This window comes from Pseudomonas sp. H2_D02 (assembly GCF_054677635.1).
On the sequence record NZ_CP162816.1, the window covers coordinates 2,681,181 to 2,706,603 of the forward strand.

Below are 25,423 nucleotides of genomic sequence, written 5' to 3' on the forward strand. Positions count from 1 at the left end.
ATAAATCCCCTCGCCACAGTTCGGTGTACCGGTTCACTTCGGTCCGAGGATTTTCAGCAGTTTGTCCGGAGACGGCGCGCCTTGCTGTTGTTGCAGCTCGCCCTGGTCATCCAGATAGAAAATCGCCGGGGTGGCGGAGAGCTCCAGCTCGTCCATCAACGCCTGGTTGGCGTCCAGTTTTGCCTGGATGGCCGGCGGTATTTCCTTGAGCGGCTTGAGCGGACTGGCCTTGCCGGCCTTCTCATGGTCCGCCAGGGCTTTCTCCGGCTCCTTGGCGGCGAGCAGCGCGGCCGATTTGCCCGGGCTGTCTTCGCGAATGATGCCCACCATGATGTGGCGCAACTGCACCTTGCCGGCCCTGACCCAGGGCCGGGCCTGTTCCCAGAACATGTTGCAATACGGGCAATTCGGATCGCTGAACAGGTATACGGTGCGCGGTGCGTCCTTGTTGCCGTCGGCGATCCAGTTGCTGGTCTCCATCTTCGCCCAGATGGCCTTGGCCATCGGGGCGTAGACCAGTTTTTGCAGCGGCTCGGCGCTCAGGTCCTTGCCGTCCGCGTCATATAGGTTGCCCAGCAGCACATGCTTGCCATCCGGCGTCAGGTACAGGGCCATGCCACGGTTCTGGTATTGCGCGGCATAACCGCGCAAGCCGTTCGGCGCCTCGAAGGTGCCGACGATTTTCGCGCCCTTCGCTTCGATCTTCTGGATGGCCGCAGGCAGTTCTTCGGCCTGGAGCAGCGGCGCTTGCAGCAGCGCGCCTGGCGAAGGCCAGTGTCAGCAGGTGGTGGAGGCGGGGCATGGCAGTTTCCTTGTCGCGGGGTGGGCCGCCGTGGTCGAACCCGGCGTTTCGAAGTATTCCAGTGCCCGGGCCAGGCTCGCTTCGGATAATTCGCCCAGGTGACTGCCGAGCAGGCGGCCGTCGGCGCTGTAGAACAGTGTCGTCGGCAGCGCCATCGAGCCGACGGCCTGGCCAAGGCGACCGCTGCCGTCGAACAGCACGTTGGTGAGGCTCAAGCCCTGCGTGGCGAGGTAGGTGCTCACGCTTTGCATGCTTTCGGCCTGGTTGACGAACAGGAACGTCAGGTCCGGACGCTGTTTCTGGGCTTCTTCCAGCACCGGCATTTCACGTCGGCAGGGCGGGCACCAGGTGGCCCAGAGATTGATCACCAGCGGGCCGCCCTGATAATCGATGAGGCTCACGGTTTCGCCGTCGGCAGTGCGCAGGTCGATCTCCGGCAAGCGGGTGCCTTGTTCATAGATCGTCAGCGACATTGTTCCCACGAGCCAGAACAGCAGGCCGCCGGTGACACTGAAAGCCAACGGTCGACGCAGGCCCGGACGGCGCCGTGCCCATAGCAGGGCGCCGACCAGCAGCGCGATGATGCCCGGCCAGGCGAGGAAGCCGCCGTCGCGCAGATCGACGATCTGCCACGGGTCATCCCGATAATGTTTCCAGTAAGCGACGACAAACCCGATCCTTGCGGTCAGGAGTCCCAGCAGGAACAGTCCGAACAGCACCGATTCGGGGTTTTCGCCGCCGCGCCTTGCCACTCGCCAGCCGACGAAAGTCGCCAACGCCAATGCGCTGATCAACAGCAGATGATTGAGGGCGATGGCAAAGGTGCCCAAGGTCAACGTCAACATCAGGGCGCGTTCCGCGTCGTGTTCCAGCGCTCCAGGAAACCCTTGGCGTCGACTTCGCCGGTAATCCGCTGGTTGCGACGTTCTTCACCGTCTGTGCCGATCCACAACAGGCTGGGTGGCCCCGGTACCTGATAGCGGCTGAGCAGTTCGCGGCTGGCCGGTGTGTCGGCGGTGACGTCAAGGCGCAGCAGGCGCACGCCTTTCAAGGCGTCCAGCACCGCTGTGCGGCCGAATACCTGTTTTTCCATGATCTTGCAGGACACGCACCAGTCGGCGTAGTAGTCCAGCAAGACCCACTGGCCCCTGGCCTTGGCGGCGTCCAGTTCGCGTTGCAGGGCGGCGGGCTCGCTGACCGTGGTGAATGCGTCCCGGGTCTCGGCGGTCGCAGTGGCGCGGGCACCGCTGTAGACCTCCAGCGGCTTGAACAGATCATCGCTGCCGCCCGCTGCCCCGATCACCAACAGGCTGCCCCACAGGCCGAACAGCAGCGATACGCTGCCCCACAGATAGGCAGCGCGGCCGAACCCTTCGGTCTGGCGCCAGGCGCAGTAGGCGGCGATCACCAGCAGCGCGCCCCACAGGCCGATCCACAGCGAGCCATCGATGACCGGGCGGATCATCAGCAGCGCGGTACCCAGGAACAGAAAGCCGAATACACCTTTGAGCAGGTTCATCCAGGCGCCGGGCTTGGGCAGGAAGCGATTGCCCACGGTCACCAGCAGCAACAGCGGCAAGCCCATGCCGATGCCCATGGTGAACAGGATCAGGCCGCCGTGCAGCGCATTGCCGCTCTGGGCGATGTACAGCAGCGCGCCCGCCAAGGGGGCGGTCATGCAGGGGCCGACCAACAGGCCGGACAACGCCCCGAGAATGCCAGCGCCCACCAGGCTGCCACCGCGGCGCTGGCGGCCGGCGTTTTCCAAGCGATCACGCAGGGCGGCGGGCAGTTGCAATTCGAAAAAGCCGAACATCGGCAGCGCCAACACCACGAACACTGCCGCGAAAGTCCCCAGCAACCAAGGTTGCTGCAGCACTGCCTGGAGATTGGCGCCCAGCAGCGCCGCGAGCACACCCATGGCGGCATAGACCAAGGCCATGCTGATCACGTAGCTGCCAGCCAATGCCAGGCCGCGCCGGGGGCCGGCGCCGCTGCCCACCACCAATCCCGCCAGGATCGGCAGCATCGGTAGCGAGCAGGGGGTAAACGCCAGCAACAGTCCCAAACCAAAGAACACCAGCAGGCTCCAGCCCAGCGCACGCTGTTGCAAGCCGCTGGCCAGGGCCTGGTCCTGCGCTTCGCCAGTGGCTGCCACCGGCGTGTTGCCGCCCAGGTCGACGACTTGGGTCTGGGGCGGATAGCACAGGCCCGCATCGGCGCAGCCCTGGAAGCCGACCTTGATCTTGCCGGTCGCCCCGGCGGGAATCTTCAGCTCCAGGGCCTGGCGATACACTTGCTGGTCGCCGAAGAATTCGTCGCTGTGTGCTTCGCCCTCGGGCAGCTTGGGTTTTTGCGCGTCGGCCAGGCCATCGAACTTGAGTCGCTGCTGATACAGGTAGTACCCGTCGGCGATCTGCCAGAACAATTGGGTTTCACCGGAGTCCAGGCGTTCGGAAGTGAAGACGAATGCCTTCTCCACCGGCAGGAAATCGGGTTTGGTTTCGAAGGGATTGGCGGCCTGGGCCAGGCCCGAGATCAGGAACAGCCACAGCAAAAACAATCGACGCATGGACAAAGCCTTAACGAAGCAAGTGAAGGGCACAGTGGCGACCGGCGATTAACCGTCGATTAACCCGGCGATACCGGCAGGCGCCAATGATCGCCCATATTTGCCCGACTCGTCGCATAATGTCGGCTTAATCGGCCACCCGCCTAATCTACCTTTTTCCGTGGGGCTCACCATGCACGTACTGGTCTGCGAAGACGATGAGTTGATTGCCAGCGGCATCGTTGCCGGGCTCACGGCTCAAGGCCTGACCGTCGAGCACGTCGCCACCGCATCGGCGGCGCGGGCGATGGTCGGCGTGGCGACATTCGACGTCATGGTGTTGGACCTGGGCCTGCCGGATGAAGACGGCCTCAAGTTGCTCAAGCAGCTACGCCAGCAAGGCCTGGAAATGCCTGTGCTGATCCTCACCGCGCGGGATTCGGTGACCGACCGGGTCGATGGCTTGCAGGCCGGGGCCGATGACTACTTGCTCAAGCCCTTCGACCTGCGCGAACTGGCGGCGCGCTTGCACACGTTGCTGCGGCGCGTGGCCGGGCGCAGTGTCAACCTGATCGAGCATGGTCGCCTGACTTATGACCCGAGCAGCCGGGAAACCACCTTGGACGGCCAACCGGTGGACCTGTCCCGCCGCGAGCAGTCGCTGTTGCAGGCGCTGCTGCACAGTCGTGGCCGGGTGCTCTCCACCGAGCAACTCAAGGACAGCGTCTATGGCTTCAACGACGAGCTGGAAAGCAACGCCTTGAACGTCCATATCCACCATTTGCGGCGCAAGTTGGGCAACGGGATTGTCGAGACGGTGCGCGGCCTGGGCTATCGCCTGGGGCCGGCCGATGGCGGGGAATCGGCCAAGTGATCAGCCTGCGACTGCGCCTGAGCCTGACCCTCGGCGCGGCCTTTGCCCTGATCTGGGCCTTGGCCGCTGCCTGGATGCTCAGCGACCTGCGCAACCAGATGATGTTTTCCCTCGACCAGCGCCTGGTGGCTTCGGCGCGGATGGTCGCCGGCTTGCTGGAGCAGTTGCCGCCGGTACCCAGCAAGGGGGAGGGCACGCATTTCAGCGCGGAACAATTGAGCGTCCCAGGTGGCATGGCCTGCCAGGTCAGCTCGCTGCGCGGGGAGATTCTGGCGCGTAGCCATGACACCCCGGGGCAGCCACTGGAAGCCGAGAAAATGGGTTTCCACGACCAGATGATCGACGGCGCGCCATGGCGTAGTTTTACCCTGGCCCGAGGCGACTTGCGCATTACCACCGCGGACCGCCAGATCGAACGCGAGGCGTTGAACCTGTCGGTGCTGCTGGCGGCCTCGGTGCCGGTCGGCGTGGCCTTGCTCGGTTGCCTGTGCCTGCTGTGGCTGGGCATCGGCCAGGGCTTGGCGCCGCTCAACCGCATGCGCGATGCACTGACGCGGCGCAACGCGGATTCCCTCGAGCCGTTGCAGATTCACCCATTGCCCAGCGAATTGCGGCCTTTGCTGGAGACCCAGAACCAGTTGCTCCAGCGCATCGGCAAGACCATCGAGCGCGAGCGACGGCTGACCGGCGATGCCGCCCATGAACTGCGCAGCCCGTTGACCGCCATCAAGACACACCTGCAGGTGGCGCGCATGACCGAGGGCGCCGCCCGTGACCAGTCCCTGGCCCGGGCGGAAGAGGGCGCCGACCGATTGCATCGCACGCTGGAGCAACTGTTGCTGCTGGCCCGGGTGGAGGGCAGCCTGTCGTTCGATGACGGGGTGCAATGCAACGCCGAGCAGGTTGCGCGGCTGGCCATCCAGGACGCGACCGGCGGCGCACCCCGGCGGATCAAATTGCAGCTGTCGCCTCAACTGACCGATGCGCCGGTGCAGATGCCGGCCGTGCTGTCCATCGCCGCGCTGCGCAACCTGCTGGAGAACGCCGTGCGCCATACCCCGGACGACACCGAGATCGAATTGAACCTGGAAACGATCGGCCAGCGTGTGCGGTTCCAGGTGCGCGACCACGGTCCTGGCATCGCAGCCGACGATATCCAGCACCTGACCCAGCGCTTCTGGCGCAATGGCCAGAGCAACGGCTGCGGACTCGGGCTGGCGATTGTCCAGGCCATCGTCCAGCGTTGCGGCTGCGGCCTGCAGTTCGACAGCCGCCCGGACGGGTTGCGTGTCGAGCTGACCGTGCCGGTGCAACTATCGCCCGGTCCGTAGATAACCTGTGGCGAGGGAGCTTGCTCCCGCTGGACCGCGCAGCGGGCTCAAACCTGTGGGCTTGATTCATCTGACGGTCCGCGTGTCCTGGCTTGAGGGGCTGCTGCGCAGCCCAGCGGGAGCAAGCTCCCTCGCCACGGTCTTTATCCGGCAGTAAATCCTTGCCTCGCTGATGCGTTTCCACAACAGGAAACCTGCATGTGCGCTTCGGAATGCGCACCTGCCCGGTGCGCCTTTTGGTCATTCATCCCGGGGTCGAGAACATGCCAGTCACCAGTCCTATCCAAGCACCGCCAGCACGGGTCAGCCCTGCGCCGGTCGAGACGCTTTATCAATTCAACGAATCACCCTTGCTGGCCCGCCAGAGTCGCCAGGAATCCAATGCCCGCAGCTATCCACGACGAATCCCCTTGGCCCTCAAGCGCGCCAAGGGTCTGTACGTAGAAGATGTCGAGGGCCGCACGTTCATCGATTGCCTGGCCGGCGCCGGCACGCTGGCGCTCGGGCACAACCACCCGGCGGTGATCGAAGCGATCCAGCAAGTGCTTGCCGATGAGCTGCCCCTGCACACCCTGGATCTGACCACGCCGGTCAAGGACCGCTTTGTCCAGGACCTGTTCGGCCTGTTGCCGGCGGCCCTCGCCGCTGAAGCGAAAATCCAGTTCTGCGGCCCTACCGGCACGGACGCGGTGGAAGCCGCGCTCAAGTTGGTCCGCACCGCAACGGGGCGTAGCACGGTGTTGTCGTTCCAGGGCGGTTATCACGGGATGAGCCAGGGCGCGCTGAGCCTGATGGGCAGCCTGGGGCCGAAGAAGCCTTTGGGGGCGTTGCTCAGCAACGGCGTGCAGTTCATGCCGTATCCCTATGATTACCGCTGCCCGTTCGGACTGGGCGGCGCGGAGGGGATCAAGGCCAATCTGCATTACCTGGAAAACCTGCTGAACGATCCGGAGGCCGGCGTGCAATTGCCAGCAGCGGTCATCGTCGAAGTGGTGCAGGGCGAGGGCGGTGTCATACCGGCCGATCTGGATTGGCTGCGCGGCCTGCGGCGGATCACCGAGCAGGCCGGGGTGGCGCTGATCGTCGATGAAATCCAGAGTGGCTTTGGCCGGACCGGCAAGATGTTCGCGTTCGAGCACGCCGGCATCATTCCGGACGTGGTCGTACTGTCCAAGGCCATCGGTGGCAGCCTGCCGTTGGCGGTTGTGGTTTATCGCGATTGGCTCGATACCTGGCTGCCGGGAGCCCATGCCGGGACTTTCCGCGGCAACCAGATGGCCATGGCCGCCGGTTCTGCGGTGATGCGCTACCTGGTGGAGCGCAACGTGTCGGCCCACGCCGCCGCCATGGGCGAGCGCTTGAGCGAGCACTTGCACATCCTGCAGCGGGATTTCGCGGAGTTGGGTGACATTCGCGGTCGCGGCCTGATGCTCGGCGTCGAGCTGGTGGACCCGACCGGCAAGCCGGACGCCTTGGGGCATCCGCCGGTGCATGCACGCCTGGCGCCGCGGTTGCAGCGTGAATGCCTCAAGCGCGGATTGATCCTCGAGCTGGGTGGCCGCCAGGGCGGCGTGGTGCGTTTCCTGCCGCCGTTGATCATTACCGCGGCGGAAATCGATCGGGTCGCCGAGATTTTCCGGCGCGCCCTGGAGGCCGCCGTCGCCGAAGCCTAATTTTCATCCGGCCCGGTACGTTCCTTTTCATACCTTGGCTGCGCCCGTGGCGCGGCGAACCTTGAGCAACGACGGAGAAACACCATGACTTCAGTATTCGACCGCGAGGACATCCTCTTCCAGGTCGTGGTCAACCACGAAGAACAGTATTCGATCTGGCCGGACTACAAGGCCGTTCCCGAGGGCTGGCGCACCGTCGGCAAGAGCGGCTTCAAGAAGGAATGCCTGGCCTACATCGAAGAGGTCTGGACCGACATGCGGCCGTTGAGCTTGCGCAAGAAGATGGAAGAGCAGGCGGCAGCGGCTCACTAACTGTTGAAGCTGTGGCAGCACGGAAATTTTCCAGTAGGGCTGTAGGGAAATACAAATCTTGCAGTCACGTCGGGCCCCATGTGGGAGCGAGCTTGCTCGCGATAGCGGCGGATCAGCAACATTGATGCTGACTGACACTCCGCAATCGCGAGCAAGCTCGCACACACAGGGGGTGGCGTTTACCACCTATTGTTCCGCCATGAAATCAATCAACGCCCGCGCCGCCGCCGGCAATTGTCGATGGGGCGGGTAGATGATGGAAAACGTTCGACTGCGGCCGCCAAAGTCCTCCAGCAACTCCACCAGTTCCCCTCGCTCGACTCGCTCCCGGACGATGAATTCATAGCTCTGGCAGATCCCCATCCCGGCCTGGGCCAGGGACACGATGCCCAGCACGTCATCGGACACTTGCACATTGCCCGCTCGGCAACCATTCCCGGTCTTCCCGGTGTTCACGAAACAGCCACGGCGCGATGCGTCCGCTGCTGGGCATCACGAAGGGCAGGCAGGCGTGGGCGGCCAGTTCGTCGAAGTGCGTGGGCGTACCCGCACGCTCCAGGTAGCGCGGCGCGGCCACCAGGCAGAGGCGGGCGTCTTCCAGCTTGCGGCCGACCAATCCACTGTCCGGCAGCGGCCCGAGGCGGATCGCCAGGTCATACCCTTCGGCCACCAGGTCGACGTTGCGGTTGGTGATGCTCAGTTCGACCCGCACCTGCGGGCACGCCTGGGCGAAACGCGACAGCAGCGCCGGCAGGCGGTAATGGCCATAAGTGGTTGGCACGCTCAGGCGCACGCGGCCGGTCAACACGCCGTCCTGGCCCTGGATTCGTCGCTCGACATCATCAATCAGGGCAAAGGCCGAGCGCGACTGTTCCAGGTACAACGTCCCCGCATCGGTCAGGTTCAGCCGCCGGGTGGTGCGTCGCAACAGTTGCACGCCGAGCCGGGCTTCGAGGCGCGAGATGGCGCGGCTCAGCACCGAAGGCGTGGTGCCGAGGGCGATAGCGCCAGCGCTGAGGGTGCCTTTTTCCACGACGGTGACGAAGGCTTCCACATCGGCCAGATGATCGAATCGACGGGCCATTATTGCCTCCAGAGGCCAACTGATGTTCCTGGAAGCCAGTTTATCGCCGGCAGGCGCATCAATACAGTGAGCACAACTTTTATCGAAGCGGAGTCATCATGAAAAAGCTCACTGCCTTGGCAACGTCTGTCGTTCTGGCCGGTATCAGTGCCGCGGCCCATGCCGACAACGTGCTCGTGGTTCTGTCGGATGCCGATCATCTGGATCTGAAAAATGGCCAGTTCTTTTCCACAGGGTTCTACCTCAACGAGCTGCTACAACCGGTGAAGCTGTTGCTGGATGCCGGTCACCACGTGACCTTCGCCACGCCCGAGGGCAAGGCGCCGACCCTGGACCGCTCCTCGGTGGACAAGATGTATTTCAATAACGACGCGGCGGAGCTTGAGCGCTACCAGGCGTTGCTGGCCCGACTGAAAATCACCTCGCCCGAAGACTCACCGGTGATCAGCCTGACCCGTGCCGAACAAATGGGCCTGGATCGGTTCGATGCGCTGTACGTTCCTGGTGGGCACGCGCCGATGCAGGACCTGCTCACCAGCGCGCCGCTGGGCCGGGTCTTGACGCACTTCCATGAGAAAGGCAAAACCACCGCACTGGTCTGCCACGGGCCGATCGCCCTGTTGTCGACGCTACCCGATGCCAACGGCTTCGTCCGGCAGCTGGCCACCAAGGGCCAGGCCTCGGCCCAGTCCGGTTGGATTTACGCCGGGTACAAGATGACGGTCATCAGCAATCAGGAAGAGGAATTGGCCAAGGGGCTGTTGGGCGGCGGGGCCATGAAATTCTATCCACAGACTGCATTGGAGCAGGCGGGCGGCCAATACAGCAGCAATACCTCGCCGTGGACGTCCCATGTGGTCATGGACCGGGAGTTGATCACCGGCCAGAACCCGGCGTCGGCGCTGGAGGTGGGGCAGGCGCTGGTGAAGCGACTAGAGCCTTAAGCTACAAGCTACAAGCTACAAGCTAACAGCGGCCACTCTGGCTTGCAGCTTGCAGCTTGCAGCTTGCAGCTCATAGCTGCCTTATTTGAACCGCCGCTCCACCCCTTTCTCCACCAGGATCTTCGCCGAAATCTCTTCCACGGAAAAATGCGTGGAGTTGATGTGGGGAATGTTCTCCCGCCGGAACAGGTTTTCCACTTCGCGCACTTCGAACTCGCACTGGGCGTAGCTTGAGTAGCGGCTGTTGGGCTTGCGCTCGTTGCGGATCGCGGTGAGGCGGTCCGGGTCGATGGTCAGGCCGAACAGCTTATGCTGGTGGGCGCGCAGGGCGCTGGGCAGTTGCAGGCGCTCCATGTCGTCTTCGGTCAGCGGGTAGTTGGCCGCGCGGATGCCGAATTGCATCGCCATATACAGGCACGTCGGCGTCTTACCACACCGCGACACACCCACTAGGATCAGGTCGGCCTTGTCGTAATAATGCGTGCGGGCGCCGTCGTCGTTGTCCAGCGCGAAGTTGACCGCCTCGATCCGCTCCATGTAGTTGGAGTTGTGGCCAATGGAGTGGGACTTGCCGACCGAGTAGGAAGAATGCTCGCTCAGCTCCTGCTCCAGGGGCGCCAGGAACGTGGAAAAAATGTCGATCATGAAACCATTCGACGTTGCAAGAATCTCACGGATGTCTTGATTGACGATGGTGTCGAAGATGATCGGCCGGAAACCGTCGGTTTCGGCGGCTTTATTGATTTGCTGTACCATGGCCCGCGCCTTGTCGACGCTGTCGATGTACGGGCGTATGAATTTGGCGAAGGTAATGTTTTCGAACTGTGCCAACAGGCTTTGGCCTAGCGTTTCGGCCGTGATGCCGGTGCCGTCGGAGATAAAGAAAGCAGATCGTTTCATTTGCGCCTTGGGCCTTAAGCTAGTGAGCTAGTCACGATTCTTGGATATGATAGGCGCGATTTGCCGGCCGCCCGTGGCCCGCATTCTCACTTATTTTCCAGGTCCAGGCCATATCGCCGGCTAGCGCTCCCCCTGGAGCCGTCGGTGCCTTGAGCTTTTCCAACACAGTTAGTGGAGAGATCACCTTGGTAGAGTACGTAGTTTCCCTCGATAAGCTCGGCGTCCATGATGTAGAGCATGTGGGGGGCAAGAACGCATCCCTGGGCGAGATGATCAGTAACCTCGCCGCATGCCGGCGTCTCGGTGCCAGGTGGCTTCGCCACGACCGCCCAGGCTTATCGTGATTTCCTGGAACTGAGCGGCCTGAACCAGCAGATCCACGATGCGCTCGATGCCCTGGACGTCGATGACGTCAATGCCCTCGCCAAGACCGGCGCCCAGATCCGCCAGTGGATCATGGAAGCCGAGTTCCCCGAGAAACTGAACGCCGAGATCCGCACCGCTTTCGCCAAGCTCTCCGAAGGCAACCCCGACATCGCCGTCGCCGTGCGCTCCTCGGCCACCGCCGAAGACTTGCCGGACGCCTCGTTCGCTGGCCAGCAGGAGACCTTCCTGAACATCCGTGGCGTGGAAAACGTCATCCGGGCCGCCAAGGAAGTCTTCGCCTCCCTTTTCAACGACCGTGCCATTTCCTACCGCGTGCACCAGGGCTTCGACCACAAGCTGGTCGCCCTGTCCGCCGGCGTGCAGCGCATGGTCCGCTCCGAAACCGGCACCGCCGGCGTGATGTTCACCCTCGACACCGAGTCGGGCTTCCGTGACGTCGTGTTTATCACCGGTGCCTACGGCCTGGGCGAAACCGTCGTGCAAGGCGCGGTGAACCCGGATGAATTCTATGTCCACAAGGGCACGCTGGAAGCCGGTCGCCCGGCCATCCTGCGCCGCAACCTGGGCAGCAAGGCCATCAAGATGGTCTACGGCGACGAAGCCAAGGCCGGTCGTTCGGTCAAGACCGTCGACGTCGACAAGGCCGACCGCGCGCGCTTCTGCCTGACCGACGCCGAAGTCAGCGAACTGGCCAAGCAGGCGATGATCATCGAGAAGCACTACAAGTGCCCGATGGACATCGAATGGGCCAAGGACGGTGACGACGGCAAGCTGTACATCGTGCAGGCCCGCCCGGAAACCGTGAAGAGCCGCACCCAGGCCAACGTCATGGAGCGCTACCTGCTCAAGGAAACCGGCACCGTGCTGGTGGAAGGCCGCGCCATCGGCCAGCGCATCGGCGCCGAGCAAGGTGCGGATCATCAAGGACGTCTCGGAGATGGACAAGGTCCAGGCCGGCGACGTACTGGTCTCCGACATGACCGACCCGGACTGGGAACCGGTGATGAAGCGCGCCAGCGCCATCGTCACCAACCGTGGCGGCCGTACCTGCCACGCGGCGATCATCGCCCGTGAGCTGGGCATCCCGGCCGTGGTCGGTTGCGGCAATGCCACCGAGTTGCTCAAGGATGGCCAGGGCGTGACCGTTTCCTGCGCCGAAGGCGACACTGGCTACATCTTCGAAGGCGAGCTGGGCTTCGACATCAAGAAGAACTCCGTGGACGCCATGCCGGAGCTGCCGTTCAAGATCATGATGAACGTAGGCAACCCGGACCGCGCCTTTGACTTTGCGCAGTTGCCGAACGCCGGCGTGGGCCTGGCCCGCCTGGAATTCATCATCAACCGCATGATCGGCGTGCACCCCAAGGCACTGCTGAACTACGACGGCCTGCCGCAGGAAATCAAGGACAGCGTCGACAAGCGCATCGCCGGCTACGACGATCCGGTCGGTTTCTATGTCGAGAAACTGGTGGAAGGCATCAGCACCCTGGCGGCGGCGTTCTGGCCGAAGAAGGTCATCGTGCGCCTGTCGGACTTCAAGTCCAACGAATACGCCAACCTGATCGGCGGCAAGCTCTATGAGCCGGAAGAAGAGAACCCGATGCTGGGCTTCCGTGGTGCTTCGCGCTACATCAGCGAGTCGTTCCGCGATTGCTTCGAACTCGAATGCCGCGCCCTCAAGCGTGTGCGCAACGAGATGGGCCTGAGCAACGTCGAGATCATGGTGCCGTTCGTGCGGACCCTCGGTGAAGCGAGCCAGGTCGTCGACCTGCTGGCGGAAAACGGCTTGGCCCGTGGCGAAAACGGCTTGCGCGTGATCATGATGTGCGAGCTGCCGTCCAACGCTATCCTGGCCGACGAGTTCCTCGAATTCTTCGACGGTTTCTCCATCGGTTCCAACGACCTGACCCAGCTGACCCTGGGCCTGGACCGGGATTCCGGGATCATCGCCCACCTGTTCGACGAGCGTAACCCGGCGGTCAAGAAGCTGCTGGCCAACGCCATTGCTGCCTGCAACAAGGCCGGCAAGTACATCGGCATCTGCGGCCAGGGCCCTTCGGACCACCCGGACCTGGCCAAGTGGCTGATGGAGCAGGGTATCGAAAGCGTTTCGTTGAACCCGGACTCCGTGCTGGAAACCTGGTTCTTCCTGGCTGAGGGTCAGGCTGCGGTCTGATCGAGTGAAGGGAGCTCACCGGTAATGTAAGCCGGGTAACCTTGTGGGAGCGAGCTTGCTCGCGATTGCGGAGTGTCAGCCAGCATTGATGTTGCTGACCCACCGCCATCGCGAGCAAGCTCGCTCCCACAGGGTCCATGGCTGTCAGTTCATTGGCCCCTTTTGATTTGAAGTAGGGCGGGCTCCATCTGGAAGCCGCCCTTTTTTGTGCAAGAAGATTATGCAAAGCAGCAGCAACCTTTTTCCTGTCGCCTTGATCAGTGCCGAGCGGCGCGGTGATCTGAGCGAAGATGTCTATCGCCTCAAGCCCGGCAACAGCCCGGACTACAGTGTTGAGCTGGCCGTCACCCGGCTGGGCATGGCCGATGCCGGCGAAAGCCGTGGTGTCCCGGTGATCCTGTTGCACGGCAGTTTTTCCAACCGACGCTTCTGGTACTCGCCCAAGGGCCTTGGCCTGGGGGCGTACCTGACACGCCTAGGCTTCGATGTCTGGATTCCCGAAATGCGCGGCCATGGCTTGTCCCAGCGCAACCAGGGCTATCGCAACAATCGCGTGGCCGACTACGCCCGGTATGACCTGCCGGCCATCGGCGCCTTTGTGCGCGAGCAAAGTGGACAAGTGCCGCACTGGATTGGCCATTCCCTGGGCGGTATCACCTTGGCGGCAGCCCTGGGTGGCCATTACCTGGGCGAGCCCGCCGTGGCGTCGGCGGCATTTTTCGGCACCCAGGTCAGCCGCACCTATTGGCCGTTGAAAATCCCGCCGGTGGAATGGAGCGGGCGTTTCATTCTCAAGCGTTTCGCACAATTGTCCGGTACCAGGCTCAAGCGCGGCCCGGAAGATGAACCCATCGGACTGGCCCTGGAGAGCATGCGCTGGTATGGCCTGTTCGGGCGTTTCGGCGACGCCGAGAAAAATTGGTGGGCAGGCCTGGCCGATGTGCAGGTGCCGGTAATGGCGGTGAGTGCGGCCGGCGATCACCAGGATCCCACCTGGGCTTGTCGAAAATTGTTCGAGCAGATCGGTTCCGAGCACAAGCAGTTTGTCTGCCTGGGGCGGGAACAGGGCTTCACCGGTGATTTTGGCCATGTCGAGATGCTCGTCAGCAAGGCCGCGCAAGCGGAGGTCTGGCCGCTGGTAGGGCGCTGGTTGCAAGACCAGCAGGCGTCATTGCTGGCGGACCAGCCCAGGCTGGCCGAAGCGGTCTGATACCGAGGCTCTGGCCAGGGGCATTTCGCTCTGGCCGGCTTGCGGCTAAGATATGACGCGCTACGTTGTTCCGGTCACAAACGGTTGTTCATTCAGCCAGACGTTCAAGCCCAGCAGGAGTTGTTCGATGAACCATTACCTCACGCCCGACCTGTGCGATGCCTACCCGGACCTGGTGCAAGTCCTGGAACCGATGTTCAGCAATTTCGGTGGCCGCGATTCCTTTGGCGGTGAAATCGTCACCATCAAATGCTTCGAAGACAACTCGCGGGTCAAGGAACAGGTTGAACTCGACGGCAAGGGCAAGGTGTTGGTAGTCGACGGCGGTGGATCCCTGCGCCGGGCGTTGCTGGGCGACATGCTGGCCGAAAAGGCTGCGAAAAATGGCTGGGAAGGGCTGGTGATCTACGGTTGCATCCGCGACGTCGACGTCATTGCCCAGACCGACCTTGGCGTCCAGGCCCTGGCCAGCCACCCGATGAAGACTGATCGGCGTGGCGTCGGCGAGCTCAACGTGGCAGTGACCTTCGCTGGCGTGACCTTCCGTCCGGGCGAATACGTCTACGCGGACAACAACGGCGTGATCGTCTCGCCGAGCCCGCTGAAAATGCCTGAATAAGCGTCTTGACCATAAGGGATGAGGATGTTCGAGGAAGAAAACGCGCAATGGGGGCTGGTGCATGCCCTGGTGCTGGATGGAAAAGGCGGCGCGCGTTCGATAGCCCGGACCGAACTTGACGATCTGCAACTGCAGGCCCACGAAAGCCTGTGGCTGCATTGGGATCGCAGTCATCCGCAGACCCATACGTGGTTGCGCAAGTCCAGTGGCTTGAGTGAGTTCAACTGCGACCTGCTGCTGGAGGAGAACACCCGTCCCCGCCTGCTGCCGCTGCCCAACGCCGAGCTGCTGCTGTTTCTGCGCGGAATCAACCTGAATCCGGGCGCCGAGCCGGAAGACATGGTCTCGGTGCGCATCTTCGCCGCAGCCCAGCGGGTGATTTCCCTGCGGCTGCGGCCGTTGCGCGCCACCGACGAGCTGCTGGCGGAGCTGGCCGAGGGCAAGGGACCCAGGACGGCGTCGGAACTCATCCTTTATATGGCGCAATACCTGACCAACAAAGTGCAGGACCTGGTGACGTGCCTGTCTGAAATCGTCGATGGCGAGGAAGAAAAACTCGACACCGACGAACGGTATACCCCCGAGCATGACGCCATCCTGCACATCCGCCGAAGGGCCGCCGGGCTGAAGCGATTCCTGGCGCCGCAACGGGATATTTTCGGGCAGATGTCGCGAATCAAGTTGCCCTGGTTTGTCGAGGACGACGGCGACTACTGGAATGAATTGAACAACAGCCTGACCCGTTACCTCGAAGAGCTGGAATTGACCCGGGAGCGCGTGGGGCTTGTGCTGGAGGCCGAGGACCGGCGTCTTTCGGTGCGCATGAACCGCACCATGTACCGCTTCGGCATCATCACCGGGATTTTCCTGCCGATGAGTTTTCTCACCGGCCTGCTGGGCATCAATGTCGGCGGCATTCCGTTTTCCGAAAGCCCCTACGGCTTCATCGTCGCCTGCCTGCTGATGGCCTGCGTGGCCCTGGGACAATGGTGGCTGTTCCGCCGTTTGCGTTGGGTGTGATGGGATTTCATGTGACCCGGCGAAATTTGATCGCGTCTTCCACAGACATCACGAGAGGTGCGTATGCACGATCCGTTTGAACAGTCTCTGCGCGACATGCTCAAGGCTTCGCCGTCCAGCCGTGACGATGACGCCTGCCTGGGCCGTGTACTCAAAACCGCCAACCGCCAGGTCGGCGCTGGCGATCTGTTCAGCCTGCTGGGCCGCTGGCTGCCCGCGCTGATGATCGCCCTGAACAACGGGTCGGCCCACGTCTCGCCGGTTTCCCGTCGCAAACCTGTTACTCGCACCGCTGATAAGGCTGACTGAATATGGAACTCGATCTCTGGACCCAGAGCCTCGTCACGGCAATGACCGCGTTGTGGACCAAGGTGGCTAATTTCATTCCCAATCTGTTCGGCGCCCTGGTGGTGCTGTTGTTGGGCTTCGTCGTGGCCAAGCTGCTGGACACGCTGCTGTCCAAGCTGCTCGCCAAATTGGGCCTCGATCGCCTGATGGGCGGCACCGGCCTGACCAAACTGTTGTCCCGTGGCGGCATCCAGGTGCCAATCTCGACGCTGGTGGGCAAGATCGTCTATTGGTTTGTCCTGCTTATATTCCTGGTTTCCGCCGCTGAGTCCCTTGGACTGGAGCGCGTTTCGGCGACCCTCGACATGCTGGCGCTGTATTTGCCGAAGGTCTTCGGTGCCGCGCTGGTGCTGCTGGTCGGTGTCTTGCTGGCGCAACTGGCCAATGGGCTGGTACGCGGCGCGGCCGAGGGGGTTGGGCTGGATTACGCCGCTCGGCGTCGGGCGAATCGCCCAGGGCCTGGTGATCATCATCAGTATTTCGGTTGCGATCAGTCAGTTGGAGGTCAAGACAGACCTGCTCAACCATGTGATCGTGATTGTCTTGATTACCGTTGGTCTGGCGGTCGCGCTGGCAATGGGGTTGGGAAGCCGGGAAATTGCCGGTCAGATTCTTGCGGGAATCTATGTGCGTGAATTGTATGAGGTTGGGCAACAAGTGCGTGTTGGCGAGGTCGAAGGCCAGATCGAAGAGATCGGCACGGTGAAAACCACATTGCTGACCGAGGAGGGCGAGTTGGTGTCGCTTTCCAATCGGATCCTGCTGGAACAGCATGTGAGTAGCCGCTAACCCGGCAAATCCTGCTAATGTATGCCGCCGCAAAATGCCTGTCATCGCAGATTGCGGCGCACATTGACCTAGACTGTCGGCCCGACTTGTTTTGAACAAACCCCAATCGCTATCCACGCGCTACGACCCCCGTGATCTCTCCGATGAGGAGTTGGTTGCGCGCGCGCATACGGAACTGTTCCACGTAACACGCGCTTACGAAGAACTGATGCGGCGTTACCAGAGAACATTATTTAACGTTTGTGCACGGTATCTTGGGAACGATCGCGATGCTGATGATGTCTGTCAGGAGGTGATGTTGAAGGTGCTGTACGGCTTGAAGAACTTCGAGGGGAAATCGAAGTTCAAGACGTGGCTATATAGCATCACCTACAACGAATGCATCACGCAGTATCGCAAGGAACGGCGAAAGCGTCGGTTGATGGACGCGTTGAGCCTTGACCCTCTCGAGGAAGCGTCTGAAGAAAAGGCGCCCAAGCCCGAGGAAAAGGGTGGACTCGATCGCTGGCTAGTTTATGTGAACCCGATCGACAGGGAAATTCTGGTGCTACGATTTGTCGCAGAACTGGAATTCCAGGAGATCGCAGACATAATGCATATGGGTTTGAGCGCGACAAAAATGCGTTACAAGCGCGCTCTTGACAAGCTGCGTGAGAAATTTGCAGGCATTGCCGAAACTTAGTTCGGCGCAAATATCTCTTACGTGTAGGCAAGTTCTGATAGACTTGCCGCCGAGTTGTCCCCCGGTTTGCGGGACTGCTTCACAATCACCAGATGGGGATTTAACGGATGAAACTGAAAAACACCTTGGGCTTTGCCATTGGTTCTTTGATTGCTGCCACTTCGTTCGGCGCTCTGGCACAAGGCCAAGGCGCAGTTGAAATCGAAGGCTTCGCCAAGAAAGAAATGTTCGACAGCGCTCGTGATTTCAAGAACAACGGCAACCTGTTCGGCGGTTCGGTTGGTTACTTCCTGACCGACGACGTTGAACTGCGTCTGGCCTACGACGAAGTGCACAACGCACGTACCGAAGACGGCACTAACGTCAAGGGCGCGAACACCGCTCTGGACGCTCTGTACCACTTCAACAACCCAGGCGACATGCTGCGTCCTTACGTCTCTGCCGGTTTCTCGGACCAGAGCATCGACCAGAATGGCAGCAACGGTCGTAACCGTTCTACCTTCGCCAACGTTGGTGGCGGCGCCAAGCTGTATTTCACCGACAACTTCTACGCCCGTGCCGGCGTTGAAGCTCAGTACAACATCGACCAGGGCGACACCGAGTGGGCTCCTAGCGTCGGTATCGGTGTGAACTTCGGTGGCGGCTCCAAGCCTGCTGCTGCTCCAGTTCCAGCTCCGGCTGAAGTCTGCTCCGACAGCGACAACGATGGCGTGTGCGACAACGTCGACAAGTGCCCTGACACCCCAGCCAACGTAACCGTTGACGCTGATGGCTGCCCAGCTGTTGCTGAAGTCGTACGTGTTGAGCTGGACGTCAAGTTCGACTTCGACAAGTCTGTTGTTAAAGAAAACAGCTACGGCGACATCAAGAACCTGGCTGATTTCATGAAGCAGTACCCATCCACCAGCACCACTGTTGAAGGTCACACTGACTCCGTCGGTCCTGACGCTTACAACCAGAAACTGTCTGAGCGTCGTGCAAACGCCGTCAAGCAAGTTCTGACCAACCAGTACGGTGTTGAATCGTCCCGCGTTCAGTCTGTTGGCTACGGCGAATCCCGCCCAGTAGCTGACAACGCCACTGAAGCTGGTCGTGCAGTTAACCGTCGCGTAGAAGCGCAGGTTGAAGCCCAAGCTAAGTAATTAGCCCGAAGCTTTGGAAAAACCCGGCCTAGGCCGGGTTTTTCTTTGCCTGGGATTTATACAGGGAACATAAAACCTGTGGGAGCAAGCCTGCTCGCGGAGGCGACCATTCTGCCGACTTATCTCCCCCGGCGTACGCAGATCCAACTGTGGGAGCGAGCTTGCTCGCGATGGCTGTGTGTCAGTCAATGTATGTGTGACTGAACCACCGCTATCGCGAGCAAGCTCGCTCCCACAGGTTTTGGGGTTGTCTTTTAGAGGATTGAAGCCTGCGCGAAGGCAGAAGGCGAGGTGGCCAATTCGGCAGCACCGGCCACCGCGCCAATCACCAGGATCGCCGGGCTCTTGAGTTGAAACGCACCGGCATCGGTTTCCATCGAGGCCAGGTTGCTGCGGCAGTCGCGTTGATGGGGCAGGGAGGCGTTTTCGATCATGGCCACGGGCGTATCCGCCGCGAGGCCACCGGCCAGCAATTGCTCACGGATCTCGCTCAGTTTCGCCACGCCCATGTACACCACCAGCGTTGTCCCGCCCTGTGCAAGGGCTTGCCAGTTCAGGCTGCTGCCATCCTGGGTGTGGGCGGTGACCAGCGTCACGCCCCGCGCAACGCCGCGCAACGTCAGGGGAATGTCACACTGGGTCGCCCCCGCGAGGCCGGCGGTGATGCCATTGACCAGTTCCACTTCAACGCCATGCTCGCGCAGCCACTGCGCTTCTTCACCGCCCCGGCCGAAAATGCACGGGTCGCCGCCCTTGAGGCGTACCACGCATTTGCCTTGGCGGGCATAACGCAGCATCAACCGGTGAATGAACGCCTGGGGGGTCGAGCGGCAACCGCCGCGCTTGCCCACGGCGATGATGCGCGCATCGGGGCAGTGCTCCAGCACCGCGTCGTTGACCAGGTCATCGATCAACACCACGTCGGCTTCGCCCAAGGCGCGCACGGCTTTGAGAGTCAGCAATTCAGGGTCGCCGGGACCCGCACCGACCAGCCAGACTTTTGCGTTCATAGTGTTTTCCTCACGATATCGCGGCGACCGGTTGCGCGGTGGCAACCAGCAGGCGCTTGATTTCCGGTACGCAGGAACCGCACTGCGTACCGCAGCCCAGTTCTTTTTTCAGGCCCTGCAAATCCAGGCCGCGCTCGATACCGGCGCACACTGCGCGCTGGCTGACGTTCATGCAGTTGCACAGCGTCTTCCCGCCGCCCACGGCCGCGCCGGCGTTGCCTGGTGGCGCACTCAACGGCGCCAGCAGCCAACGCCGCAGTTGCTCGTCGGCACGACCTTCCAGCCACAGGTTCTGCAGCCAATGCCGAGCCAGGGTTTCGCCGGCCAGGCGTATGGCGGTGATACGCCCGTTTTCGATCCGCACCCGTTTTCCGATGGCGCGACGCGGATCGTCGTAGGCCAATACCGGCCCTTCGATCAGCCCCAGTTGTTCGTCGATTGCCTTCAGCAGTTGTGGGTCGGGTGCAACGGCACTGGCGGCGCGAATCAGCAACGCCGGACGTTCGCGACCGGTCAGGCTAAGGCTGACGTAGGCAAACGCCTCACACAGCGGGCGCAACGTCTCCAAATGTTGTTGGACATCGCCTTCGACCAGCGCGAAAAGTTGCCAGGGCAGGTTTACAGCTTCCAGGCGTACGCCGCTGTGCTTGAGCTCTGGCTGTTTGGACAGTGGATCGAACGCCGGCTGGGTCAGGGTGTTCACCCCTCCCTTGAGAAACCGATCGCCCCAGTGCATCGGCAAGAAAGCCTGGCCGGGGCGCACGCTGTCGTCGCTGTCGACGGCCACGATCAGGCTGCCGCGACGGCTCTTGAGGCTGACCAGATCACCGGCTTGCAGGCGATGGCGAGTCAATTCGTCGGGGTGCAGGCTGAGCACCGCTTCGTTCACATGGCCAAACAACTGCGCAGCGGTACCGGTGCGGCTCATGCCGTGCCACTGGTCACGCAAGCGACCGGTATTCAGGGTCAGCGGATAGCGGGCGTCACGCAATTCCTTGGCGGCGCGATAAGGGTCGGCGACAAATCGGGCGCGGCCGCTTTCGGTAGGAAAAATTCCATCCACGTACAAACGGGCGGTGCCGACCGTGGCGCCTTCGCGGAAGGGCCATTGCTGGGGGCCGAGTTGATCGATCAGCGCGTGGCTGATCCCGGACAGGTCCAGGTCGCGACCACGGGTCAGTTGCTTGTATTCATCGAATAACTGGGCCGGAGCGTCAAAGGCGAACAGGCTGGATTGCCCCGGGCGCAGGCGTTTCTCCAGGCGTTGTGCGAAATCCACTGTGATGGCCCAGTCCGGTCGCGCTTCTCCCGGTGCGTTGATTGCCCGGCGAACGTGGGAAATGCGCCGTTCGGAGTTGGTCACCGAACCTTCTTTTTCGCCCCAGCTGGCTGCGGGCAGCAGCAGGTCGGCGAACGCGGCGGTCTCGGTGGTGCGGAAGGCCTCTTGCAACACCACGAACGGGCAGGCTTGCAGGGCCTCGCGCACGGCGGCCTGGTCCGGCATCGACTGCGCCGGGTTGGTGCAGGCGATCCACAGGGCCTTGATCTTGCCGCTGCGCACCTGATCGAACAGTTCGATCGCACTCAAACCGGTGGTCGCGGGCAGTTGGTCGACGCCCCAGTAATCGGCCACTTCAGCGCGATGTTCCGGGTTGGCGGCTTCGCGATGGCCCGGCAGCAGGTTCGACAGGCTGCCGGTTTCCCGACCGCCCATGGCGTTGGGTTGGCCCGTCAACGAGAACGGTCCCGCACCCGGCCGACCGATCTGGCCGGTGGCCAGGTGCAGATTGATCAGCGCGCTGTTTTTCGCGCTGCCGGCGGTGGATTGGTTCAGGCCCATGCACCACAGCGACAGGAAACTGGGTGAGGTGCCGATCCATTCGGCGCATTGGTGCAGTTGCTCGACACTGATGCCGCAGAGCTGGGCGACCATGGCGGGCGTGTAGTCGCGCACCAGGTTCTTCAGGTCCGCGAGGCCTTCTGTGTGAGCCTTGATGAAGCTGCGGTCGATCCAGTCTTCCCACAGCAACAAATGCAAAATCCCATGGAACAGCGCGACATCGGTGCCCGGCAGAATCGCCAGGTGCAGGTCCGCCAGGTCGCAGGTGTCGGTGCGCCGGGGGTCGATGACGATGATTTTCATCTCTTGACGGCGGGATTTGGCTTCTTCGAGGCGACGAAACAGGATCGGATGGGCGTAGGCCATGTTACTGCCGACGATCATCACGCAATCGCTCAGTTCCAAGTCTTCGTAGCTGCAGGGTGGGGCATCAGCGCCGAGGCTGCGTTTGTAGCCCACCACGGCAGAAGACATGCACAGCCGAGAGTTGCTGTCGATGTTGTTGGTGCCGACCAAGGCCCGGGCGAGTTTGTTGAAGGCGTAGTAATCCTCGGTCAGCAATTGGCCGGAGATGTAGAACGCCACGCTGTCCGGGCCATGCTCGGCGATGGTCTCGGCGAAAACATGCGCGGCATGGTCCAGCGCGCTGTCCCAGTCGGTGCGTCCACGGGCCAGGTTTTTGCCCAGGCGCAGTTCCGGATACAGGGCGCGGGCGGCGAGGTCGCCGGTCAAGTGCAGGGTCGAGCCCTTGCTGCACAATTTGCCGAAGTTGGCCGGATGGGCGGGATCACCGCTGACGCCGAGGATGCGCTCGCCGTCATGCTCGATCAACACGCCGCAACCGACCCCGCAGTAACAGCAGGTCGAGGCTGTGGTCTGGCGGCTCATGAGCTTGCTTCCCGCAGGGCCAGCATGACCCGGCCGTTCTCGACCCGGGCCGAGTGGTGATGGGCGCAACCCACGTCCGGTGCCTGGGCCAGGCCGGTTTCCAGGTCGATCTGCCAGTTATGCAGCGGGCAGGCCACGCGCTTGCCGTAGATCAGGCCCTGGGACAGCGGACCGCCCTTGTGTGGGCAGCGGTCATCGAGTGCGAAAACTTCATCGTCACTGGTACGAAAAATCGCAATATCGCCTTTCGGCCCCTGGATGATGCGTGAACCCAGGGCGTTGATTTCATCCAGCGCGCAGATATCCAGCCAATTCATGCTGGCACCTCCAAGTTCTTCACGGGGATGACCTCGAACTCTTTTTTCAGTTGGGGTTGCTCCAGCCGCTGTTTCCAAGGGTCTTGTTCCAGCGACAGGGAAAACTTCAGGCGTTCGTGAAGGGCCTTGCGCCGCTCCGGGTCTTCCAGCACGGCTTTCTTGATGTGCTCCATGCCGACCCGCTGCATGTAATGCACGGTGCGTTCGAGGTAGAAGGCTTCCTCGCGGTAGAGCTGCAGGAAAGCGCCGTTGTATTCGCGCACTTCTTCGGCGGTCTTGAGCTTGACGAAAAACTCGGCGACCTCGGTCTTGATCCCGCCGTTGCCGCCGATGTACATCTCCCAGCCGGAATCGACGCCGATGATTCCGACGTCCTTGATGCCCGCTTCCGAGCAGTTGCGCGGGCAGCCGGAGACGGCCAGTTTCACCTTGTGCGGCGACCACATGTTGAACAGGTCGTGCTCCAGCTCGATCCCCAACTGAGTCGAGTTCTGCGTGCCGAAGCGGCAGAACTCGCTGCCCACGCAGGTCTTCACGGTGCGGATGGATTTGCCGTAGGCGTGGCCGGACGGCATGTCGAGGTCTTTCCAGACGCCGGGCAGGTCTTGCTTCTTGATGCCCAGCAAATCGATGCGCTGACCGCCAGTGACCTTGACCATGGGCACGTTGTACTTGTCGGCCACATCGGCAATGCGCCGCAGTTCGGACGGGTTGGTCACGCCGCCCCACATCCGTGGGACCACGGAATAGGTGCCGTCTTTCTGGATGTTGGCGTGGGCGCGTTCGTTGATCAGGCGCGACTGTGGATCGTCCTGGGCTTCGCCGGGCCAGGTGGAAATCAGGTAGTAGTTCAGGGCCGGACGGCAGGTGGCGCAACCATTCGGGGTGCGCCAGTTCAGGTAGCTCATGGTCCCGGCGATGGTCAGCAGGTGCTGGTCACGGATCGCCTGGCGGATCTGGCCATGGTTGAGGTCGCTGCAACCGCAGATGGCTTTTTCGCTTTTCGGCTTAACGTCCGCCGCGCCGCCCACGGTGTTGATCAGGATCTGCTCCACCAGGCCGGCGCAAGAGCCGCAGGAACTGGCGGCCTTGGTGTGTTTTTTCACGTCGTCGACGCTGAACAGCCCGTGTTCCTGGATCGCCTTGACGATGGTGCCCTTGCACACGCCGTTGCAGCCACAGACTTCGGCGGTGTCGGCCATGCTCATGGCTTTGTCCTGGCCTTGGTGTCCTACATCGCCCAGGGCGTTTTCTCCGAACATGAGGTGATCGCGGATCTCGCTGATGGCGTGATTCTCACGGATCTGACGGAAATACCAGCCGCCATCCGCCGTATCGCCGTACAGACAGGCACCGACCAGCACGTCATCCTTGATCACCAGCTTCTTGTAGACGCCACCGATCGGGTCGGAAAGGGTGATGGTCTCGGTGCCTTCGCCGCCCATGAAGTCGCCGGCGGAGAACAGGTCGATGCCGGTGACTTTCAACTTGGTCGACGTCACCGAGCCCTTGTAAGTGGCGAAGCCCAGTTGCGCGAGGTGGTTGGCGCAGACCTTGGCTTGCTCGAACAGCGGCGCCACCAGGCCGTAGGCGGTGCCGCGGTGGCTGGCGCATTCGCCGATGGCGTAGATGCGCGGGTCATAGGTCTGCATGGTGTCGTTGACCAGGATCCCGCGGTTGCAGGGGATGCCGGCTTTTTCCGCCAGTTCGGTGTTGGGGCGGATGCCGGCCGCCATCACCACAAGGTCGGCGGGGATGATGTCGCCGTTCTTGAACTGGACCGAGCCGACCCGGCCATTGCCGGCGTCGTGCAGGGCCTGGGTCTGCTCGCTGAGACGAAATTTCAGGCCACGGCTTTCCAGGGCGGTCTGCAGCAATTGGCCGCTGGTCTTGTCCAGTTGCCGTTCCAGCAGCCATTCGCCGATATGCACGACGGTCACGTCCATGCCGCGCAGCTTCAAGCCGTTGGCGGCTTCCAGGCCGAGCAGGCCACCGCCGATCACCACGGCGTGCTTGTGGGTCTTGGCGGTGTTGATCATCGCCTGGGTGTCGGCGATGTCGCGGTAGCCGATCACGCCGTCCAGGGTATTGCCGGGGATCGGCAGGATGAACGGCGTGGAGCCGGTGGCGATCAGCAGGCGATCATATTCGGCTTCGCTGCCGTCTTCGGCGATGACCCGGCGCTTGACCCGGTCGATCTCCACGACCTTGCGGTTGAGCAGCAGCTTGATGTTGTTGTCCAGGTACCAGCTCAGGTCGTTGAGCACGATCTCTTCGAAGGTCTGCTCACCGGCCAGCACGGGCGAGAGCAGGATGCGGTTGTAGTTGGTGTGGGGCTCGGCACCGAACACTGTGATGTCGTAGAGCTCGTTGCTCAGCTTGAGCAGTTCCTCGAGGGTTCGAACCCCGGCCATGCCGTTGCCGATCATCACCAGTTTGAGTTTTTTCATCAGGGTTCTCCGCGGGCTCAGGCCTGTCTCATCACGGCGGTCAGGCTGGCTCGGCAATTTTTTCGAAAACAAAA

Annotated in this window: 18 protein-coding genes and 4 pseudogenes; 13 read left to right on the forward strand and 9 right to left on the reverse strand. The window is 62.2% G+C overall.

The features are described 5' to 3' along the window. Positions 1 to 33: 33 nt before the first annotated feature. From dsbG to dsbD, 3 genes and pseudogenes are all read right to left on the reverse strand, one after another. A pseudogene (gene dsbG / locus AB4N42_RS12455) lies at positions 34 to 802 on the reverse strand (thiol:disulfide interchange protein DsbG). Continuing rightward, complete coding sequence (locus tag AB4N42_RS12460; RefSeq protein ID WP_217860001.1) at positions 778 to 1,647, reverse strand: TlpA disulfide reductase family protein; 870 nt, start codon at positions 1,645 to 1,647, stop codon at positions 778 to 780. The pseudogene dsbG and the gene AB4N42_RS12460 overlap by 25 nt, the downstream one beginning before the upstream one ends. Beyond that, entirely contained in the window at positions 1,647 to 3,374 is a 1,728-nt protein-coding gene (dsbD, locus tag AB4N42_RS12465; RefSeq protein ID WP_217860000.1) for a protein-disulfide reductase DsbD, read from the reverse strand. The genes AB4N42_RS12460 and dsbD overlap by 1 nt, the downstream gene beginning before the upstream one ends. Positions 3,375 to 3,546: 172 nt before the next feature. Here dsbD and AB4N42_RS12470 point away from each other — a divergent pair, with 172 nt between their 5' ends. From AB4N42_RS12470 to AB4N42_RS12485, 4 genes are all read left to right on the forward strand, one after another. Further along, complete coding sequence (locus tag AB4N42_RS12470) at positions 3,547 to 4,227, forward strand: response regulator (protein ID WP_030141928.1); 681 nt, start codon at positions 3,547 to 3,549, stop codon at positions 4,225 to 4,227. Further along, positions 4,224 to 5,558, forward strand: a complete 1,335-nt coding sequence (locus tag AB4N42_RS12475) for a sensor histidine kinase (protein ID WP_334598043.1) — start codon at positions 4,224 to 4,226, stop codon at positions 5,556 to 5,558. Before AB4N42_RS12470 ends, AB4N42_RS12475 begins: the two co-directional genes overlap by 4 nt. Positions 5,559 to 5,821: 263 nt before the next feature. Beyond that, positions 5,822 to 7,231: a diaminobutyrate--2-oxoglutarate transaminase gene (locus AB4N42_RS12480; RefSeq protein WP_460116385.1), complete on the forward strand. Its 1,410-nt coding sequence runs from the start codon at positions 5,822 to 5,824 to the stop codon at positions 7,229 to 7,231. Between the two features lie 84 nt (positions 7,232 to 7,315). After that, complete coding sequence (locus tag AB4N42_RS12485; RefSeq protein WP_030141931.1) at positions 7,316 to 7,543, forward strand: MbtH family protein; 228 nt, start codon at positions 7,316 to 7,318, stop codon at positions 7,541 to 7,543. A 186-nt stretch (positions 7,544 to 7,729) separates the two neighbouring features. On the opposite strand, the pseudogene AB4N42_RS12490 reads toward AB4N42_RS12485, so the two are convergent. Continuing rightward, positions 7,730 to 8,627: pseudogene (locus AB4N42_RS12490) on the reverse strand (LysR family transcriptional regulator). 98 nt (positions 8,628 to 8,725) lie between these two features. Here AB4N42_RS12490 and AB4N42_RS12495 point away from each other — a divergent pair. Next, positions 8,726 to 9,571, forward strand: a complete 846-nt coding sequence (locus AB4N42_RS12495) for a type 1 glutamine amidotransferase domain-containing protein (RefSeq protein WP_030141933.1) — start codon at positions 8,726 to 8,728, stop codon at positions 9,569 to 9,571. Positions 9,572 to 9,652: 81 nt separating this feature from the next. Here AB4N42_RS12495 and ppsR read toward each other — a convergent pair whose 3' ends face one another. Beyond that, on the reverse strand, positions 9,653 to 10,471 hold the full coding sequence (gene ppsR, locus AB4N42_RS12500) for a posphoenolpyruvate synthetase regulatory kinase/phosphorylase PpsR (protein WP_003199510.1): 819 nt from the start codon (positions 10,469 to 10,471) through the stop codon (positions 9,653 to 9,655). Positions 10,472 to 10,656: 185 nt separating this feature from the next. Here ppsR and ppsA point away from each other — a divergent pair. The 8 genes and pseudogenes from ppsA (at position 10,657) to AB4N42_RS12540 (ending at position 18,844) form a co-directional block, all read left to right on the forward strand. After that, positions 10,657 to 13,034: pseudogene (ppsA, locus tag AB4N42_RS12505) on the forward strand (phosphoenolpyruvate synthase). 220 nt (positions 13,035 to 13,254) lie between these two features. Then, positions 13,255 to 14,244, forward strand: a complete 990-nt coding sequence (locus AB4N42_RS12510) for an alpha/beta fold hydrolase (protein ID WP_460116261.1) — start codon at positions 13,255 to 13,257, stop codon at positions 14,242 to 14,244. Positions 14,245 to 14,371: 127 nt separating this feature from the next. Beyond that, a complete protein-coding gene (rraA, locus tag AB4N42_RS12515) occupies positions 14,372 to 14,863 on the forward strand; it encodes a ribonuclease E activity regulator RraA (protein WP_030141937.1) in 492 nt (163 codons plus the stop codon). A gap of 24 nt (positions 14,864 to 14,887) precedes the next feature. Further along, entirely contained in the window at positions 14,888 to 15,883 is a 996-nt protein-coding gene (locus AB4N42_RS12520; RefSeq protein WP_217859994.1) for a zinc transporter ZntB, read from the forward strand. 63 nt (positions 15,884 to 15,946) lie between these two features. Beyond that, positions 15,947 to 16,192, forward strand: a complete 246-nt coding sequence (locus tag AB4N42_RS12525; RefSeq protein WP_014337331.1) for a hypothetical protein — start codon at positions 15,947 to 15,949, stop codon at positions 16,190 to 16,192. A gap of 2 nt (positions 16,193 to 16,194) precedes the next feature. Continuing rightward, positions 16,195 to 17,020, forward strand: a pseudogene (locus AB4N42_RS12530) (mechanosensitive ion channel family protein). Positions 17,021 to 17,111: 91 nt separating this feature from the next. Then, complete coding sequence (sigX, locus tag AB4N42_RS12535; RefSeq protein ID WP_025212681.1) at positions 17,112 to 17,702, forward strand: RNA polymerase sigma factor SigX; 591 nt, start codon at positions 17,112 to 17,114, stop codon at positions 17,700 to 17,702. A gap of 107 nt (positions 17,703 to 17,809) precedes the next feature. After that, on the forward strand, positions 17,810 to 18,844 hold the full coding sequence (locus AB4N42_RS12540; protein WP_030141939.1) for an OmpA family protein: 1,035 nt from the start codon (positions 17,810 to 17,812) through the stop codon (positions 18,842 to 18,844). 254 nt (positions 18,845 to 19,098) lie between these two features. On the opposite strand, the gene cobA is transcribed toward AB4N42_RS12540, so the two are convergent. The 4 genes from cobA to nirB are packed head-to-tail and all read right to left on the reverse strand — an operon-like array spanning position 19,099 to position 25,349. Continuing rightward, positions 19,099 to 19,854: a uroporphyrinogen-III C-methyltransferase gene (gene cobA / locus AB4N42_RS12545; protein ID WP_198797255.1), complete on the reverse strand. Its 756-nt coding sequence runs from the start codon at positions 19,852 to 19,854 to the stop codon at positions 19,099 to 19,101. 10 nt (positions 19,855 to 19,864) lie between these two features. Further along, the gene (locus AB4N42_RS12550) at positions 19,865 to 22,582 is read right to left on the reverse strand and encodes a nitrate reductase (protein WP_323154568.1); all 2,718 of its coding nucleotides are present in this window, start codon (positions 22,580 to 22,582) and stop codon (positions 19,865 to 19,867) included. Further along, positions 22,579 to 22,899 carry a nitrite reductase small subunit NirD gene (gene nirD / locus AB4N42_RS12555; RefSeq protein WP_030141942.1) on the reverse strand — a complete coding sequence of 107 codons (321 nt, stop codon included), beginning with the start codon at positions 22,897 to 22,899 and terminating at the stop codon, positions 22,579 to 22,581. The genes AB4N42_RS12550 and nirD overlap by 4 nt, the downstream gene beginning before the upstream one ends. Then, positions 22,896 to 25,349: a nitrite reductase large subunit NirB gene (gene nirB / locus AB4N42_RS12560; RefSeq protein WP_460116262.1), complete on the reverse strand. Its 2,454-nt coding sequence runs from the start codon at positions 25,347 to 25,349 to the stop codon at positions 22,896 to 22,898. Before nirB ends, nirD begins: the two co-directional genes overlap by 4 nt. Positions 25,350 to 25,423: the final 74 nt, after the last annotated feature.

Bases quoted from the DNA above. Each gene is read 5' to 3' on its own strand.
- dsbD (WP_217860000.1), bottom strand. From the start codon at position 3,374: ATGCGTCGATTGTTTTTGCTGTGGCTGTTCCTGATCTCGGGCCTGGCC.
- ppsR (WP_003199510.1), bottom strand. From the start codon at position 10,471: ATGAAACGATCTGCTTTCTTTATCTCCGACGGCACCGGCATCACGGCC.
- AB4N42_RS12525 (WP_014337331.1), top strand. From the start codon at position 15,947: ATGCACGATCCGTTTGAACAGTCTCTGCGCGACATGCTCAAGGCTTCG.
- nirD (WP_030141942.1), bottom strand. From the start codon at position 22,899: ATGAATTGGCTGGATATCTGCGCGCTGGATGAAATCAACGCCCTGGGT.
- AB4N42_RS12520 (WP_217859994.1), top strand. From the start codon at position 14,888: ATGTTCGAGGAAGAAAACGCGCAATGGGGGCTGGTGCATGCCCTGGTG.
- AB4N42_RS12480 (WP_460116385.1), top strand. From the start codon at position 5,822: ATGCCAGTCACCAGTCCTATCCAAGCACCGCCAGCACGGGTCAGCCCT.
- AB4N42_RS12510 (WP_460116261.1), top strand. From the start codon at position 13,255: ATGCAAAGCAGCAGCAACCTTTTTCCTGTCGCCTTGATCAGTGCCGAG.
- AB4N42_RS12495 (WP_030141933.1), top strand. From the start codon at position 8,726: ATGAAAAAGCTCACTGCCTTGGCAACGTCTGTCGTTCTGGCCGGTATC.
- nirB (WP_460116262.1), bottom strand. From the start codon at position 25,349: ATGAAAAAACTCAAACTGGTGATGATCGGCAACGGCATGGCCGGGGTT.
- AB4N42_RS12470 (WP_030141928.1), top strand. From the start codon at position 3,547: ATGCACGTACTGGTCTGCGAAGACGATGAGTTGATTGCCAGCGGCATC.
- AB4N42_RS12460 (WP_217860001.1), bottom strand. From the start codon at position 1,647: ATGTTGACGTTGACCTTGGGCACCTTTGCCATCGCCCTCAATCATCTG.
- AB4N42_RS12550 (WP_323154568.1), bottom strand. From the start codon at position 22,582: ATGAGCCGCCAGACCACAGCCTCGACCTGCTGTTACTGCGGGGTCGGT.
- rraA (WP_030141937.1), top strand. From the start codon at position 14,372: ATGAACCATTACCTCACGCCCGACCTGTGCGATGCCTACCCGGACCTG.
- AB4N42_RS12485 (WP_030141931.1), top strand. From the start codon at position 7,316: ATGACTTCAGTATTCGACCGCGAGGACATCCTCTTCCAGGTCGTGGTC.
- cobA (WP_198797255.1), bottom strand. From the start codon at position 19,854: ATGAACGCAAAAGTCTGGCTGGTCGGTGCGGGTCCCGGCGACCCTGAA.
- AB4N42_RS12540 (WP_030141939.1), top strand. From the start codon at position 17,810: ATGAAACTGAAAAACACCTTGGGCTTTGCCATTGGTTCTTTGATTGCT.